This is a genomic window from Streptomyces musisoli (genome assembly GCF_016741855.1).
Taxonomy (GTDB): Bacteria; Actinomycetota; Actinomycetes; order Streptomycetales; family Streptomycetaceae; genus Streptomyces; species Streptomyces musisoli.
Genome location: NZ_JAERRH010000010.1, coordinates 99,971 through 115,463, shown reverse-complemented (window position 1 = coordinate 115,463; position 15,493 = coordinate 99,971). Strand labels below are relative to the sequence as shown.

The following is a 15,493-nucleotide window of genomic DNA, read 5'->3' as shown; positions in this document are numbered from 1 at the left end:
GCCCGGGTGGACAGGGTGGCCACATGAATCTGCCCGTTGCCCCGCGTGCCCACGACGCCACCGCCGAACCGGGACCGCGCCGCCGGGCCGACCGGGGCGCTGACATCGGAGCCGGGTGTGGTCTGGTGTTCCTGGAGCTGACCGCCTTGGTGGTGATCTTCGGGCTCTGGCTCCTGTCGGGGTTCAACCTCGACCCGGCCAGGACGGTCACGACCGACTCGTTGTGGGCGTACCTGGCCGCTGCCGCCGGCGTCGGACTCCTCGCCGTCGCGGCGGCCGCGATCGCCGCACGGGCCGGCGCCGTCGTGACGGTGACCACTCAGGCCGGCATGGCCGTCCTGGTCTGCGTCCTCGTCTTCGGCGGTGCGGCGCTCCAGTCCCACCAGGACCAGCTGTGCCATGACATGCCGTCAGCGGCGGGCTGCAAGGACAGCGGCTGAGCGGTCGCGGGAACACCGGCCGTGCCGGTGGGATGTCACGGGAGCGAACTGCCGACGGGGGTGCGGCTCTCGGACCGTACGGCGGCAGCCCAGGGGCCGGTGCCGGTGGCAGCACAGGGCCGGTGCCGGTGGCAGCGCAGGGGCCGGTTGAGGGAGATGATCCCTCCATGCGTATACGGCGAGAGATCCGCTGGGTCCTGTGGGGGCTGTGGGTTGCCTGTCTGGTGTTCTCCCTGTGGTTCTTCGTGGAGGTGATCAGGCTCTTCCAGGAGGCCGAATCGTGGTGATCCGGGCTCTGAAGCCCCTCGCTCGTCCGGGACTTGTGGAGAACTCGGCCCAGTGAGGCGCCGCCCTCCTGCCGAGGACGTGCGGGCGGGACCTCGGCCTTGTGAGGCGCCGCCCTCCTGCCGAGCCCGTGCGGTGGTCTGCGGGTCTCGTGGGAACCGTGGCGGGCCCACGAAAGTCCTTCCTGGTGGAAGAGCAAGAACGGGGGAGCAGGCGATGGGTTACACCATTCCTGATGGCGTCGACACGATGCTGGACGTCGTGGGCGTCGGCTGGCCGAACGTCGACGAGGACGCCTACCGGGACATGGCCGACGCGCTGCGGGAGTTCGCGGACGACGCGGACGACGACGCCGGTACCGCGCACGGTCATATCCAGCGGCTGCTGTCGACGGGGCAGAGCGAGTCGCTGACGGCGCTGGACAAGCACTGGCAGAAGGTCCAGGGCAAGAACAAGGACCTGGCGGGCGCGGCGCGGATCGTCGCCGGCGCCCTGGACGCGGTCGCGGACATCATCGTGGCCCGCAAGATCGCCGCTGTCGCCGAACTGGCCGATCTGTGCGCGACGGTGGGCATCGCCCTGGCGGCCGCCCCCGTCACCGCCGGCCTCACCACGCTGCTGGCGGGCGGGAAGATCGTGGCGACCCGGATCGCGTTCAAGCGGATCCTGAAGGAGATGGCGGAGGAGGCGGTCTCGCAGATCGTCGGCATCCTCACCGAGCCCGCGGTGGCGGCCCTGGAGAGCATCGTCACCGATCTCGCGGTCCAGACCGCGATGAACGTCACCGGTCAGCAGCACGGCATCGACGTCGGCCAGGCGGCCCAGGCCGGCAAGGACGGGTTCCACGAGTCCGCCCAGGCCACCAAGGACAGCCTCCGGCTGAACTCGGCCGGCGGCGGCCTCCAGTTGAACTCGGCGGGCGGTGGCGCACCCTCCGGCGACGGCCTTCTGGTCGACTACGACGCCCTCACCAACACCGGCGGCAGGCTGGCGGCCGTCGAGGTGTCGATGAACACCCGTGCCGCCGGCAAGATCGGCAAGGCCAAGGCGCACCACCGCCGCGCCAAGGGCAAGGACGCGCTGACCACCGTTCTCGACTCCACCATCGAGGGCGTGGTGGAAAAGCTGGTCAAGGGCCACGGCCACCTCGGCAAGCACGTCGGCAAGGACCTGCCCGACGCCATCGGCCAGGGCCGCAAGATCCACAACGAGACCGACCAGGGACTCCGGGACAAGATCAACGCGGTCAAGGCCGGACACCGGGAGTTCACCGGTACCGGCATGCCCGGCACGTGGGGCGGCGGCGAGGGAACCGGCTGGCCCGGCTGGTCCGGTAAGCGCAGGGGAAACAGCCCGAGCGCCGGCTCCGGTGGCTTCGGCGGCTCCAGTGGCTCCGGCGGTGGCGGCGGTGGCGGTGGTGGCGGCGGCGGTGGTGGCGGCACCGGATCAGGCTCCGGAGGCGGGCGCCCCATCCAGCCGCCCCCGCCCTGGCACGGCAGGAGCGCCGGCCGCATGCGTCACCACCGGCGTGACGCCCTGGACGTGAGCGGACTCGACGAGCGTGAGCGCACCCGGCTCCTCGAACACGAGGCCCGCCAACTCGCCGACGACGCGCAGAAGGCCTCGGGTATGACACCGGAGGGCAAGGACAAGGTGCAGCAGGGCTGTGCCGGCGCCCTGGTCCACGGCGACGTCGTCACCTCGCACACCAGCTCGCAGAGCCGGCACGGGCAGAAGTACCCGGACACCCATCCCGCCCTCCAGTCCGCCTACGACGACGTCAGGGCGCGCGCCGACCGCGGGGAGCTGGTCCTCGGCCGAGGGCACGGACGATGCGCGGAAGTATCCTTGGTCTCCGACCGGTTGCACGAGCTCGGGCGTACGCAGTCCATCTCGTCCTTGGACGACGCCCGCCGCGCCCTGGCCGGGAGCAAGATCCACACCGTGGCCATCGGGGAGCAGTTCGACAACGACGGCAACAAGGTCCCGCACGGCTCGTACCTACCGCCCTGCCGGAGTTGCGGCCCCGTGATGGACGCCCTGGGAATCGGTTTGCACGGCTGACCGTCCGGGCGACGATTGCCCCGATGCGCCGCAGCAAGGCCGCCGAAGCAAGGAACACCATGAGACCACCACCCCCTCGGGAAGAACTCGACGCCTGGCTGCGTGCCAACGGCTGGTATCCGGGGCGCGGGAGCGAGCCCGAGAACACGGCGGAGGCCGAGCGGCTGATCGCTGTGCGCGTCCGCGGCTCCGCCGGCCAGGGCTTCCCGCTGGAGCCCTGGGACGAGGTGCGTCGTTTCGTCTCGTCGTACGTCGGCCTGGAGTTCCCCATGCCGCTGGCACCGGAGAGAAGGTTCCGGGCCGATCCCACCTTCGGTTACGAGGGGGACGCCGAACTCGTCGTGGAACTCGCGCGGAACGTGGGGCAGCGGCTCTTCCCCGTGGGCTGGGAGACGTCCGAGAACGGCATCGTCCTGCTCGACGACACGGGACGCTTCTTCTACCTGCACCACACCGGGCCCTATTTCCTCGGCGGAGACGAGATCCAGGCCCTCTCCAGCTTGATGACCGGCGACCAGGAAGACGCGGAGGACCACTTTGTCTGAGGCCGTGCCGGGTGTGGCCGCTTCCCTGCTCATCCAGGGGACGATCGTCAGCCACACCAATCTGACCGGGGACGACACACCCCGGCTCCACCCCGCCGTGCAGGCGTTCTTCGACGCGCTGCCCGTCGCCCGCCGCGAGCCCTTCATCGGGTACTGCGCCGAGTCCGCGCTCGTCTCCGACCAGCTGTGGGCGCTGGACCAGCAGCGCGCCGACGGGGGCAGCACCAGCCTCGCCGAGGCCCGGGAACACTTCGCGGGCTCCGCGCTGGTCGCGAAGAAGATCCGCGACCACGGGGACCCGGAACACGGCACCCCCGCCCCCGTCTGCCGCTCCTGCTCCGCGCTGCTCGACGAACTCGGCGTGGACGTCATCGGCTCATGAGCACGCACGGCGACGCGCTGACCGCCGCCGGGTGGCACCCCGGCCGGGACGCCGGTGATCTCGCCATGGCGGCCGCGCTGACGACCGCCGCGGTCGTCCCGCCGGTCGCCGGCATCCGCGGCTGGACGCTCTTCCCCGCCGCCCGGGAGGCGCTGCGGGAGTTCCACGGGCTCACGCTCCGCCCGGTCGCGGCGGGCACCGGGGTCGCCGCGACGGGCTGTGTCATCGACCCCCGTGAGGCGCGGCACGCGCTGCGCGCCTTCCGGGCGCTCGCCGACACCATCGGTCAGGACGTGTTCCCGCTCGGCCGCACGGACGCGGACGGGCTGATCGGGGTGGCCGAGTCGGGCAGCCTGCTGTGCGTCGACCACGGCGGCCGCTGGCTGCTCGGCGAGTCCGTGGCGGACGGCCTCCGCGGCCTGACCCAGGGACGGGCACCGCGCCGGATCGCCCCCCGGCGGTGGGCCTGGGCGGCGCCCGTCACGCACGAGGACCCGCTGGAGAACGCGGTGCGCTCCGCGCTGGTGGGCGTGTACGTGCTGCACCACAGGCAGCTCTTCGATGCCCGGGCGCTGCGGCTGACGGCGACCGCCCTGCGCGGCATCGGCGCCGAGGTGCTGCACCGTGCCGTACCGCTGCCGGGCGGCTCCCTGGACGAGATCGCCGGACCGCTGGCGGCGCGGATGCGGCAGCTGGCCGACGCCGCGCGGACACCCCTCGCGGGCTGCGCGCTCACGGTGACGGTGAGCGCTCCCGAGGGCACCGCCGCCCCGTACTCCTCGGTCAGCTGCGCCGTACGCGTCGGGCACTCGGCTGCGGCGCCGACGGCGGCGGAGCTGTCCCTCGCGGCGGGCGCGGGGGCGGTACTCGGCCGGCCGTGGGAGGCCGTCGACGGGTGCGCGCGGGACCTGGCTTGGTATGCGGGCACGGCCGACGGGGCCGCACCGGAGTCCGGCTGAACGACGGCGCCCTGCGGATCGGATCCCGGCGCCGAGTGACGGTGTCCCGCGGACCGGTGCCCGGCGCCGAGTACCGGTGTCCTGCGGATCGGTGGCCGGCACCGAGTACCGGTGTCCCGCGGGACGGGGGCCCGGCGTCGAGCGACGGCGTCCAGCGGGCCGGGGCGGATCAGCGGGTCAGCAGTCCTCGGCCGGGTCGTTCCGGTTCAGCTTCTCCAGGTATTCGTGGGCGAGGGCCGTGGCGCGGGTGAACCAGTCGGTGATGATCGCCAGTTCCTCCGCGGAGTAGTCGGAGAAGAGCGCCGTCAGACGCTTGTAGTGGCCGGCGTACACCGCCTCCACCTGGGCGACGGCCGCCGGTACGGCGGCGACGCGCACCCGGCGGCGGTCGGTGGGGTCGGGGCGGCGGGTGACGAAGCCGGCGCGTTCGAGGCGGTTGAGGATGCCGGTCACCGCGCCGGTGGTGACGTGGGCGCGGGCCGCGAGGTCGCCGGCCGTCAGCAGATCGTCGCCGGCCTCCAGGACGAAGGCGAAACAGGTCAGGTCGGTGACGTTGAGGCCCAGTCGCCGGGCCAGCTCCTGCTGTCCGATCAGGTGGGCGGCGATGAGGTGGTCCATCGCCGACAGCGCCTGGGCCGGGGTGGCGGGCGGGCGCGGCGTACCGTGCATCTTTCGAAATCCCTTAGCTCGTGAGATATTCGGGTGGTAAATTTCTTAGCCCGTGAGGGAACTGGGGTCTCGTCCCCTGGAGGCACTCCATGAGTCTGTACGACGAGGGTCACACGATCGCCGGCTGGACCGGCGCCGGTATCGCGGCCGCGGGAAGCGGCGTGGTGGGGTGGGGCGTGTGCGCGGCCTCGCTGCCGCTGGTCGCCGGCGGTCTGGCCGTCGTGGCGGTGAGCGTCCTGGTGACCTGGTCCCTGCACCTGTCCGGCTGGGGCAAGCCGCCCGGCGTGCGGCCCCGGGACCAGTGGGGCATGCGGGTCCGCGACACCCAGGCCCGGACGGGCCACGCCGGGTGCGTCGGTTGCCGGCTGGCCGGACGGGGACGGCGGGCCGGGGTACCGGCCTCGGTGCCGCCCGCGATGGCCACCGAAGCGGTCCCCCTGTCCCCCGTCGAGTGAACGGACCTTACGCGACGGCCGGATCGGTCCCCCGGTCCCCGGTGAGGGAACAGGCTTCCGCGACGGCCGGATCGGCCCCCCGGTCCCCGGTGAGGAAACAGATCTTCCGCGACGGCCGGACCGGCTCCCCTCTCCCCTGGCGAGTGAACGGATGCCCCTCGGCGGACGGCCGCCGATCGCCGGCCCCGGCGGGCGGCGCCCCTGTCGGACCCACGCCTTACCCTCACCGGTGATGACACAGGTGTGGAAGTGCTCGGGGCTGCGCTGGGCGGCGGACGGCCCGGCACTCACATGGGCCGGCGGGCGGCGCAGCGCGCTGCCCCGGGGGAAGCGCGTCGCCTTCGCGGTGCCGGAAGGCGGCGTGCGGACGTGTGCGGGGGCCCGGGGGCACGCCTGCCCGGTGGCGGCCGTGGTGCCCGGGCGGAGCACGGGGGCCCGCTGCGAGGAGTGCGCGCGGCTGGACCGGGCGCACTCCGTGGCCGCCGACACGATCGCCGACGACCCGCGGCCGTACCGCGTGTACCTGGCGTGGTTCGGGCCGGGCATGGTGAAGGTCGGCATCACCGCCCTCGAACGCGGCCCGGCCCGGCTGCTCGAACAGGGCGCGGTCTGTTTCAGCTGGCTCGGCACCGGTCCGCTCATGGCCGCACGGCGCACCGAGGAACTGCTGCGCGCCGCGCTGCGGGTGCCGGACCGTGTCCCGTACGCCGAGAAGCGGGCGGCCCGGTCGGCGCTGCCGGGGACGGAGGCGGAGCGCGCCGCCGAGGTGCGGGAACTGCACGCGCGGGCGGCCGCGCTCACCGGATGGCCGGAGTCCCTCCGTCCCGAGCCCTGTCATGTCGTCGACCACGTAAGGGCTTTCGGACTGGCGGAAGCGCCGGCGGCGTTCGGCGAGGTCGTGGAGCTGGTGCCGGGCGGCGCCGTGCGCGGTGAACTGGTCGCGGCTGCCGGCCCCGACCTGCACCTGGCGGTCGGCGGACGGGGAGCCGTCGTCCTGGACACCCGGCTGATGACCGGCTGGGAGCTGCTGCCGCCGGAGCCCGCACCGGCCGGATGCGCTTTCCCCGTAAGGGAGTTCAGGAGAGAGCCGGACGGTCTTTTCTGACCCGGGAGCCGCCTGGGATTTTCCTGTGTGTTTCTCAGGAAAATCACAGACTGGGGAAAGCGTCTTCTAAGAGGGCGCCGACAAGGTGTCCACCATGACCACGACCTCGCCCCAGGGGCGCACCGAACTGCTGAGGCCGGACGGGAGCCCCGTCCGAGTGCTGGTGGTGGACGACGAGCTGTCGATCACCGAACTGCTGAGCATGGCTCTTCGTTACGAGGGCTGGCAGATCAGGAGCGCGGGCGACGGGCAGGGCGCCGTACAGACGGCCCGTGAGTTCCGGCCCGACGCCGTCGTGCTCGACATGATGCTGCCGGACATGGACGGACTGGCCGTGCTGGGCCGGCTGCGCCGGGAACTGCCGGACGTGCCGGTCCTGTTCCTGACCGCCAAGGACGCCGTCGAGGACCGTATCGCCGGGCTCACCGCAGGCGGGGACGACTACGTCACCAAGCCGTTCAGCCTGGAGGAGGTCGTGGCGCGGCTGCGGGGGCTCATCCGGCGGTCCGGTGCCGCCGACCGGCGCTCCGACTCCGTGCTCGTCGTGGGGGACCTGACGCTCGACGAGGACAGCCACGAGGTCTCGCGGGCTGGTGAGTCCATCCACCTCACCGCCACCGAGTTCGAGCTGCTGCGGTTCCTCATGCGCAACCCCCGGCGGGTGCTCAGCAAGGCGCAGATCCTGGACCGCGTGTGGTCGTACGACTTCGGCGGACAGGCCAACGTGGTCGAGCTGTACATCTCCTACCTGCGCCGGAAGATCGACGCCGGCCGTGAGCCGATGATCCACACCCGGCGCGGGGCCGGTTACCTGATCAAGCCCGCCGCGTCATGAGCGGCCGGCGACGGCCGCGTCCGCAGAACCGGCACGGGGGTCCCCCCGCTCAGGCGAAGCCGCGAGCGAGGAAGGGGCGGCCGCCCACCCTGCGGACCCGGCTCGTCGTCGCGTCGCTGGTGCTGATCGGCGTGGTGTGCGCGGTGATCGGCACGGTGACCACGCTGGCCCTGCGCAGTCATCTGTACGACCAGCTGGAGGGCAAGGTCACCGAGGTGGCCGTCCGGGGGGTCGGCCGCATGCAGCAGCCGGGCGGCGGGGCGAACCCGCCCGTGCCCGACGTCCCGGACACCGCCTCGCCGGGCACCAAGGTGGACGACCTGCTGACGAAGGGGCCGACGCCCCTCGGCACCGTCGCCGCCTACGTGCAGGACTCATCGATCACCAACGCGGCCGTCGCCCGGCAGCAGAACGACGACAACGGCTTCTTCAAGCGGTCGCGGGCCGTCGGCCTGAGCACCGCGCAGAAGACGGCGCTCGGCACGGTGCCGAAGGACGGCAAGCCGCACGCCGTCGAGCTCCCGGGCCTCGGCGACTACCTGGTCAAGTACATGGTGAGCCGGGACGGCAGCGACGCCTTCTACGTCGGCCTGCCCACCAAGGACACCGACGACAACATCAACACCCTGATCCTCGTCGAGATCAGCGTCACCGCCGCCGGTCTGGTCGCCGCCGGTATCGCCGGGTACGTGCTCGTCGGCGTCGCCACCCGCCCCCTGCGCAGGGTCGCCGCCACCGCCACCCGCGTCTCCGAACTCACGCTGCACACCGGCGAGGTGAACCTCAGCGAGCGGGTCCCGGAGTCCGAGTGCGACCCGCACACCGAGGTCGGCCGGGTCGGCGCCGCGCTCAACCGCCTGCTCGACCACGTCCACGGGGCCCTGCACGCCCGGCAGCAGAGCGAGACGCGGGTACGGCAGTTCGTGGCCGACGCCAGTCACGAGCTGCGGACGCCGCTCGCCTCCATCCGCGGGTACGCCGAACTCACCCGGCGCGGCCGCGAACAGGTCGGGCCCGACACCCGGCACGCGCTCGGCCGTATCGAGTCCGAGGCCGGCCGGATGACCCTCCTCGTCGAGGACCTGCTGCTGCTCGCCCGGCTCGATGCCGGGCGCCCGCTCCAGTTCGAGCACACCGATCTGATCCCGCTGGTCGTCGACACCGTCAGCGACTCCCGCGCGGCGGGCATGGACCACAACTGGCGGCTCCACCTGCCCGACGAACCGGCCCTGGTCTCGGCGGACGCGGCACGGATCCAGCAGGTGCTGGTCAATCTGCTGGGCAACGCCCGCAAGCACACCCCGCCGGGGACGACCGTCACCGCGCGCGTGCAGCGGCGCGGGCCGTGGATGTGCGTCGACGTCGAGGACGACGGGCCGGGAATTCCGCCGGAGCTGCTGCCGCACGTCTTCGAGCGGTTCGCCCGCGGCGACTCGGCACGGTCCCGCGCCACCGGCTCCACGGGGCTCGGGCTCGCCATCGTGCAGGCCGTGGCCGTGGCGCACGGCGGTGCCGTGACCGTGGACAGCGGCCCCGGCCGCACCGTGTTCACCGTGCGGCTGCCCGCACTCGCCCCGGCCACCCCCCGGCCGGCGCCGGAATCGGACTGGCGGTCGCACTCACAGGCACAGCACAGCGCCACCACATGGGTGCGACAGGCCACTTGAGAAAAGTCGGTGCCATGCGAACCGACTCTTCTCCCGGCACCCTGCCGGCGCGGGAGCACCTCCCGGCCGGAGACGCCGGTACGCCTGTCCTGGACGTAGTGATCCCCGTCCACAACGAGGAGAAGGACCTCCAGCCGTGCGTCCGCCGACTGCACGAGCACCTCACGCGCACCTTCCCGTACGCCTTCCGCATCACGATCGCGGACAACGCGTCCACGGACACCACCCCGCTGGTGGCCGCACGGCTGGAGACGGAGATCCCCGAGGTCACCAGCTTCCGCCTGGAGCAGAAGGGGCGGGGCCGGGCTCTGCGGACCGTCTGGTCGGCGTCGGACGCCCCGGTCCTCGCCTACATGGACGTCGATCTGTCCACCGACCTCAACGCCCTGCTGCCGCTGGTGGCGCCGCTGATCTCCGGCCACTCCGACCTCGCGATCGGCTCCCGGCTCGCCCGGTCCTCCCGGGTCGTGCGCGGCCCCAAGCGGGAGTTCATCAGCCGGACCTACAACCTGATCCTGCGCGGTTCGCTCCAGGCCCGCTTCTCGGACGCCCAGTGCGGCTTCAAGGCGATCCGGCGGGACGTGGCGCAGGTGCTGCTGCCGCTGGTGGAGGACACCGGCTGGTTCTTCGACACCGAGATGCTCGTGCTCGCCGAGCGGGCGGGCCTCAGGATCCACGAGGTGCCGGTGGACTGGGTCGACGACCCGGACTCCACCGTGCACATCGTGAGAACGGCCACCGACGACCTCAAGGGCGTGTGGCGGATCGGCAGGGCGCTGGCCACCGGTTCGCTGCCGCTGGACCGGCTGGCCCGGCCGTTCGGTGACGACCCGCGCGACCGCGAGCTGACCGACGTGCCCACCGGGCTGGCCCGCCAGCTGGTCGGCTTCTGCGTGGTCGGCGGTCTGTCCACCCTCTTCTACCTGCTGCTGTACAGCGCCTTCCGGCAGTTCGGCGGGGCGCAGACCGCCAACGCGCCGGCGCTGCTGGTCTCCGCCGTGGCCAACACGGCCGCCAACCGCCGGCTCACCTTCGGGGTGCGCGGCCGCGGCGGCGCGGTCCGGCACCAGGCGCAGGGCCTGGTGGTCTTCGGCATCGGCCTCGCCCTGACCAGCGGTTCGCTCGCCGCCCTGAACGCGGCCACCGACAGCCCGGCGCACTCCACCGAGCTGGCGGTGCTCATCGCCGCCAACCTCGCGGCGACCGTGCTGCGGTTCCTCCTCTTCCGCGCCTGGGTCTTCCCGGACCGCGGGGAGAGCGGACCGTCCACGGTGGCCGCCGCACACACCCCGGCCCCGCCGCCCTACGGACCGACGGTCCCGTACGCACCGCTCCCGCAGCGCCTGGTGCCGCACCAGCCGTACCGGGAGCCGCACCAGACCACCCAGGTCCGCGCCGGAGAGGCCGCGGACGGCAGCTGGAGGGACGCGACCATGCGGCTGGAGCCGGTGCGCCCTCACCACACCGACCAGGGGGACCCCCGATGACCGCACAGCACGACCCGTCGGCCACGCACCAGGGCGGTACGGCCGTCTGGGGACCGCCGCCCGCCGAACCCCCGAGGCCATCCGGGGCCGGCGAGCCCCGGCAGCCGTTCGTGCGCCGGCTGTGGCGCGGCCGGGCCGAGGACCCCCGCTGGGCGCGCCCGGCCTTCCTCGGCCTGCTGGCCGCCACCCTCCTGCTCTACCTCCGCGACCTCGGCGCCTCCGGCTACGCCAACTCCTTCTACTCGGCGGCCGTCCAGGCGGGCAGCAGATCCTGGAAGGCGTTCTTCTTCGGCTCGCTGGACGCGGGCAACGCCATCACCGTCGACAAGCCGCCGGCCTCGCTGTGGCCGATGGAGCTGTCGGTCCGCGTCTTCGGCCTGAACTCGTGGGCGATCCTCGCGCCCGAGGTGCTGATGGGTGTGGCGGCCGTCGCCGTCGTCCACGCGGCCGTGCGCCGCCGGTTCGGTCCCGGGGCCGGTCTGATCGCGGGTGCGGTGCTCGCGCTCACCCCGGTCGCGGCGCTGATGTTCCGGTTCAACAACCCGGACGCCATGCTGGCCCTGCTGATGGCGGTGGCCTGCTACCTCGTCGTCCGGGCGGTGGAGGACGGCCGTACGAAATGGCTGGTGTGGGCCGGGGTGGCGATCGGCTTCGCGTTCCTCGCCAAGACGCTCCAGGCGTTCCTGATCCTGCCGCCGCTGGCCCTCGTGTACGCGGTGTGCGCGCCGGTGCCGGTGAAGAAGCGCCTGGGACAGCTGGCCGCGGCGACGCTCGCGCTCGTCGTCTCGGGCGGCTGGTGGGTCGCGGTCGTCGAGCTGTGGCCGGCCTCCTCCCGCCCCTACATCGGCGGCTCGCAGCACAACAGCTTCCTCGAGCTGACCTTCGGCTACAACGGCCTCGGCCGCCTCAACGGCGAGGAGACCGGCAGCGTGGGCGGCGGTGGCGGGGCGGGCGGCACCGGCATGTGGGGCGAGACCGGCTGGGACCGGATGTTCGACTCCGAGATCGGCGGCCAGATCTCCTGGCTGCTGCCCTCCGCGCTGATCCTGCTGGTCGCCGGCCTGGTGGCCACGCGCAGGCTCGGGCGGACGTCCGCCACCCGCGCCTCGCTCCTGGTGTGGGGCGGTTCGCTGCTGATGACCATGGCGGTCTTCAGTTACATGGCGGGCATCTTCCACCAGTACTACACGGTGGCGCTCGCCCCCTACGTCGCGGCCGTGACCGGCATGGGTGCCGCGCTGCTGTGGGAGAGGCGGCGGGCGCCGTGGGCGTCGGTCACCCTCGCCGCGTCCGTGGTCGCCGCGGCGGCCTGGGGATACGTCCTGCTCCACCGGACCCCCGACTACCTGCCGTGGCTGCGCTGGCTGGTCCTGGTCGGCGGGCTGGCCGCGGCTCTCGGCCTGGTCTTCGCGGGCCGGATCCCCCGCCGGCTCGCCCTCGGGGCGGCGGCGGTGGGCCTGGTGGCCGCGCTGGCCGGACCGACGGCGTACACCCTGAGCACGCTCCAGGAGGGCCACACCGGCTCGATCGTCACGGCCGGACCGGCGGGCGCGAGCATGATGGGCGGCCGGGGCGGTGGTCCCGGCGGCGGTGTGCGGGGCGGCTTCGGCGGCGGCACGGCCGGCCGGAACCAGCAGAACGGCACCGGCGGCACGCAGACGCAGCCGGGCGGGCCGGGCGGGTTCCCGGGCGGCGGCGTGCCGGGGCGGAACGGGCAGAACGGCAACGGCGGCACGCAGGCGCAGCCCGGACAGCCGGGCGGGCAGGGAGGCGCGCTCCCCGGCAACGGTCTCCCCGGCAACGGTCTCCCCGGCGGTGGTGGCCGTACGGGTGAGGGAGGCATGGGCGGCGCCGGTGGTGCCGGCGGCCTGCTGAACGGTGCGAGCGTGTCGTCCGAGGCCAGGAGGCTGCTGGAGCGGGACGCCTCGGAGTACACCTGGGTGGCCGCCGCCATCGGTTCCCAGAACGCGGCCGGTTACCAGCTCGCCACGGGCGACCCGGTGATGGCGATCGGCGGTTTCAACGGCACCGACCCGTCCCCGACCCTCGCCCAGTTCAAGAAGTACGTCGAGGACGGGAAGATCCACTACTTCATCGCGGGCGGCGGCATGGGCGGCGGCATGGGCGGCGACAGCGGCACCGCCTCCCGGATCAGCGCGTGGATCCAGAGCACCTTCGAGAAGGTGACCGTGGGATCGGCCACGTTCTACGACCTCACACAGAAGGCGAGCGACTGACCGCATAACGCGTTGTACACCGTATAGCCCGCGCTATACGGTGTATGGCATGTCTGTGACCCAAGGCCATCCCCGACGCTGGCTGATCCTCGGCGTCATCTGCCTCGCGCAGCTCACCGTGCTGCTCGACAACACCGTCCTGAACGTGGCCATCCCCTCGCTCACCCGCGAGCTGCACGCGGCCACCTCGGACATCCAGTGGATGATCAACGCCTACTCCCTGGTCCAGTCCGGCCTGCTGCTCACCGCGGGCAGCGCCGCCGACCGCTACGGCCGCAAGAAGATGCTGATCACCGGGCTCGCCCTGTTCGGCACCGGTTCGCTGGTGGCCGGACTCGCCGACTCGACCGGCCGGCTGATCGCCGCCCGGGCCGGGATGGGCATAGGCGGCGCCCTGCTGATGACCACCACGCTGGCCGTGGCGATGCAGATCTTCGCCCCCGAGGAGCAGCCGAAGGCGATCGGCATCTGGAGCGCGGTCAACGCACTGGGCTTCGCCGGCGGCCCGCTGATCGGCGGCTTCGTGCTCGACCACTTCTGGTGGGGCGCGATATTCCTGATCAACATCCCGGTCGCGGTGCTGGGCCTGGTCGCGGTGGCGGTGCTGGTGCCCGAGTCCAAGAACCCCCGGGGCGACCGCCCGGACGTGCTCGGCGCGCTGCTGTCCACCATCGGCATGGCCTCGCTCGTCTACGCGATCATCTCCGGCCCCGGCCACGGCTGGACGTCGGGCCGCGTGCTCGTAGCGGCGGCCGTCGCGCTGGCCGGGCTGAGCGCCTTCGCCTGGTGGGAGAGCCGGGTCGACGAGCCGATGCTCGACCTCCACTTCTTCCGGGACCGGCGGTTCACGGGTGCGGTCGCCGGGGCCGTGCTCATCACGTTCGGCATGGGCGGGGCGCTCTTCCTGCTGACGCAGCACCTCCAGTTCGTGCTCGGGTACGGGCCGCTGGAGGCCGGCCTGCGGACCGCTCCGCTGGCGCTGACGGTGGTGGCGCTCAACTTCACGGGCATCTCGGCGAAGTGGTCGGCCCGGCTGGGTACGCCGGTGTCGATCGCGCTCGGCATGGTGCTGATGTCGGCGGGGCTGGTGGTCATCGCCGAGGTCGACACCGGTGGCTACGCCGGAACGCTGCTGGGCCTGCTGCTGATCGGCGCGGGGTGCGCGGTCGCGAACCCGGCGATGGCCCACGCCATCATGAGCGCGATACCCCCGGAGCGGGCCGGGGTGGGGGCCGGGGTCAACGGCACCCTCGCCGAGTTCGGCAACGGTCTCGGCGTGGCCGTACTGGGTGCCGTGCTCAGCTCTTCCGTGGCGTCCGGGCAGTCGCTGTCGGCCGGGCTGGGGTCGGGTCAGCTGGTGGGGGCCGTCGCCGTGCTGCTGGGCGGCTTCGTGGCGGCGGGGCTGCTCCGGCGGGCGGAGCGGGTGTCCGCCTAAGAGTGCGGGGGGATGGGTAGGCGTGCGGCTGCGGGTGCGTCCGGGGCCGGTCGCGTCCAGGCGGCCGAGCCGCATGTCGGACCCGGCCGCGCGCCGCTCCGGGACGACCGCAGCCCTAGCATCTTGAGCAGTGATCGAAAACGAGGAAGGGCCGCCGGTGACGAAGGCAGCAGGTCGGTCGGCGCGGGACAGCGTGTGGCGGGAGGGCGGGGGCCGCCGCGGCGGGCGGGGCGGACAGCCCTCCGGGCTCGACCGGGAACGGATCACCGAGGCGTCCGTGCGGCTGCTGGACGCCGAGGGGCTCGCCAAGTTCTCCATGCGCCGGCTGGCCGCCGAGCTGAACGTCACGGCGATGTCCCTGTACTGGTACGTCGACACCAAGGACGACCTGCTCGAACTCGCCCTGGACGCGACCTATGCCGAGCTGCGGCTGCCCGACCCGGAGCACACGGACGCGGACTGGCGCGAGCAGCTGCGTGAGCTGGCCACCGCCTACCGGGCGCAGCTGGTCCGTCATCCCTGGCTGTCGCCGCTGGCCGGGCGCTACCTCAACATCGGCCCGAACTCGCTCGCCTTCTCCCGGGTGGTCCAGCAGGTCATCCGGCGGACGGGGCTGCCCGCTCACGGGGTGACCGGGGCGATCTCGGCCGTCTTCCAGTTCGTGTACGGCTACGGCACGATCGAGGGCCACTTCCTCGCCCGGACCGCGGACACCGGGCTCAGCCCGGACGAGTACTTCGAGCAGGCCATGTCCATGGTGGACGAGGTGCCGGGCACCGCCGAGATGATGCAGGAGTCCAAGACCCTCATGGCGGCGCGCGGCGGTGACACGGTCGCCGAGATGCTGGACCGCGACTTCACCTTCGCCCTGGACCTGCTGATCGCCGGCATCGAGGCGATGGTCGCCCGCGGCTGAGGCCCCTTCGCC

14 protein-coding genes are annotated in these 15,493 nt (G+C 72.9%); 13 read left to right on the top strand and 1 reads right to left on the bottom strand.

All coding sequences use genetic code 11. The features are described from left to right. Positions 1 to 23: 23 nt before the first annotated feature. From JK361_RS25195 to JK361_RS25175, 5 genes are all read left to right on the top strand, one after another. A complete protein-coding gene (locus JK361_RS25195) occupies positions 24 to 440 on the top strand; it encodes a DUF6234 family protein (RefSeq protein WP_201822001.1) in 417 nt (138 codons plus the stop codon). A 501-nt stretch (positions 441 to 941) separates the two neighbouring features. Beyond that, entirely contained in the window at positions 942 to 2,789 is a 1,848-nt protein-coding gene (locus JK361_RS25190; protein WP_201821999.1) for a YwqJ-related putative deaminase, read from the top strand. 23 nt (positions 2,790 to 2,812) lie between these two features. After that, positions 2,813 to 3,334, top strand: coding sequence for an SUKH-3 domain-containing protein (locus JK361_RS25185; protein WP_201821996.1), 522 nt, complete (start codon positions 2,813 to 2,815; stop codon positions 3,332 to 3,334). Then, a complete protein-coding gene (locus JK361_RS25180) occupies positions 3,327 to 3,716 on the top strand; it encodes a YwqJ-related putative deaminase (RefSeq protein WP_201821994.1) in 390 nt (129 codons plus the stop codon). The genes JK361_RS25185 and JK361_RS25180 overlap by 8 nt, the downstream gene beginning before the upstream one ends. Then, positions 3,713 to 4,675 (top strand): SUKH-3 domain-containing protein, encoded by a 963-nt coding sequence (locus JK361_RS25175; RefSeq protein WP_201821992.1) that lies wholly within the window; start codon positions 3,713 to 3,715, stop codon positions 4,673 to 4,675. The genes JK361_RS25180 and JK361_RS25175 overlap by 4 nt, the downstream gene beginning before the upstream one ends. Before the next feature lie 177 nt (positions 4,676 to 4,852). On the opposite strand, the gene JK361_RS25170 is transcribed toward JK361_RS25175, so the two are convergent. Then, on the bottom strand, positions 4,853 to 5,344 hold the full coding sequence (locus JK361_RS25170; protein ID WP_201821990.1) for a MarR family transcriptional regulator: 492 nt from the start codon (positions 5,342 to 5,344) through the stop codon (positions 4,853 to 4,855). An 89-nt stretch (positions 5,345 to 5,433) separates the two neighbouring features. Between JK361_RS25170 and JK361_RS25165 the strand changes: the two genes are divergently transcribed. The 8 genes from JK361_RS25165 to JK361_RS25130 all read left to right on the top strand — a co-directional run bounded on the left by JK361_RS25165 (position 5,434) and on the right by JK361_RS25130 (position 15,481). After that, a complete protein-coding gene (locus JK361_RS25165) occupies positions 5,434 to 5,799 on the top strand; it encodes a hypothetical protein (RefSeq protein WP_201821988.1) in 366 nt (121 codons plus the stop codon). A 232-nt stretch (positions 5,800 to 6,031) separates the two neighbouring features. After that, positions 6,032 to 6,904 carry a DUF2797 domain-containing protein gene (locus tag JK361_RS25160; RefSeq protein ID WP_201821986.1) on the top strand — a complete coding sequence of 291 codons (873 nt, stop codon included), beginning with the start codon at positions 6,032 to 6,034 and terminating at the stop codon, positions 6,902 to 6,904. Between the two features lie 94 nt (positions 6,905 to 6,998). Further along, a complete protein-coding gene (locus JK361_RS25155) occupies positions 6,999 to 7,739 on the top strand; it encodes a response regulator transcription factor (protein ID WP_236053546.1) in 741 nt (246 codons plus the stop codon). A 143-nt stretch (positions 7,740 to 7,882) separates the two neighbouring features. Beyond that, entirely contained in the window at positions 7,883 to 9,406 is a 1,524-nt protein-coding gene (locus JK361_RS25150; RefSeq protein WP_307787318.1) for a sensor histidine kinase, read from the top strand. Positions 9,407 to 9,420: 14 nt separating this feature from the next. Further along, positions 9,421 to 10,893, top strand: coding sequence for a bifunctional glycosyltransferase family 2/GtrA family protein (locus JK361_RS25145; RefSeq protein WP_201821982.1), 1,473 nt, complete (start codon positions 9,421 to 9,423; stop codon positions 10,891 to 10,893). Further along, positions 10,890 to 13,130, top strand: a complete 2,241-nt coding sequence (locus JK361_RS25140) for an ArnT family glycosyltransferase (protein ID WP_201821980.1) — start codon at positions 10,890 to 10,892, stop codon at positions 13,128 to 13,130. Before JK361_RS25145 ends, JK361_RS25140 begins: the two co-directional genes overlap by 4 nt. A 49-nt stretch (positions 13,131 to 13,179) precedes the next feature. After that, the gene (locus JK361_RS25135) at positions 13,180 to 14,565 is read left to right on the top strand and encodes an MFS transporter (RefSeq protein ID WP_201821978.1); all 1,386 of its coding nucleotides are present in this window, start codon (positions 13,180 to 13,182) and stop codon (positions 14,563 to 14,565) included. Positions 14,566 to 14,722: 157 nt separating this feature from the next. Continuing rightward, entirely contained in the window at positions 14,723 to 15,481 is a 759-nt protein-coding gene (locus JK361_RS25130) for a TetR/AcrR family transcriptional regulator (protein ID WP_201821976.1), read from the top strand. Positions 15,482 to 15,493 lie beyond the last annotated feature (12 nt).

Excerpts from the sequence above, each read along its gene's own strand:
- JK361_RS25170 (WP_201821990.1), bottom strand. The coding sequence starts at position 5,344 with ATGCACGGTACGCCGCGCCCGCCCGCCACCCCGGCCCAGGCGCTGTCG.
- JK361_RS25140 (WP_201821980.1), top strand. The coding sequence starts at position 10,890 with ATGACCGCACAGCACGACCCGTCGGCCACGCACCAGGGCGGTACGGCC.
- JK361_RS25165 (WP_201821988.1), top strand. The coding sequence starts at position 5,434 with ATGAGTCTGTACGACGAGGGTCACACGATCGCCGGCTGGACCGGCGCC.
- JK361_RS25135 (WP_201821978.1), top strand. The coding sequence starts at position 13,180 with ATGTCTGTGACCCAAGGCCATCCCCGACGCTGGCTGATCCTCGGCGTC.
- JK361_RS25155 (WP_236053546.1), top strand. The coding sequence starts at position 6,999 with ATGACCACGACCTCGCCCCAGGGGCGCACCGAACTGCTGAGGCCGGAC.
- JK361_RS25195 (WP_201822001.1), top strand. The coding sequence starts at position 24 with ATGAATCTGCCCGTTGCCCCGCGTGCCCACGACGCCACCGCCGAACCG.
- JK361_RS25185 (WP_201821996.1), top strand. The coding sequence starts at position 2,813 with ATGCGCCGCAGCAAGGCCGCCGAAGCAAGGAACACCATGAGACCACCA.
- JK361_RS25160 (WP_201821986.1), top strand. The coding sequence starts at position 6,032 with ATGACACAGGTGTGGAAGTGCTCGGGGCTGCGCTGGGCGGCGGACGGC.
- JK361_RS25190 (WP_201821999.1), top strand. The coding sequence starts at position 942 with ATGGGTTACACCATTCCTGATGGCGTCGACACGATGCTGGACGTCGTG.
- JK361_RS25145 (WP_201821982.1), top strand. The coding sequence starts at position 9,421 with ATGCGAACCGACTCTTCTCCCGGCACCCTGCCGGCGCGGGAGCACCTC.
- JK361_RS25175 (WP_201821992.1), top strand. The coding sequence starts at position 3,713 with ATGAGCACGCACGGCGACGCGCTGACCGCCGCCGGGTGGCACCCCGGC.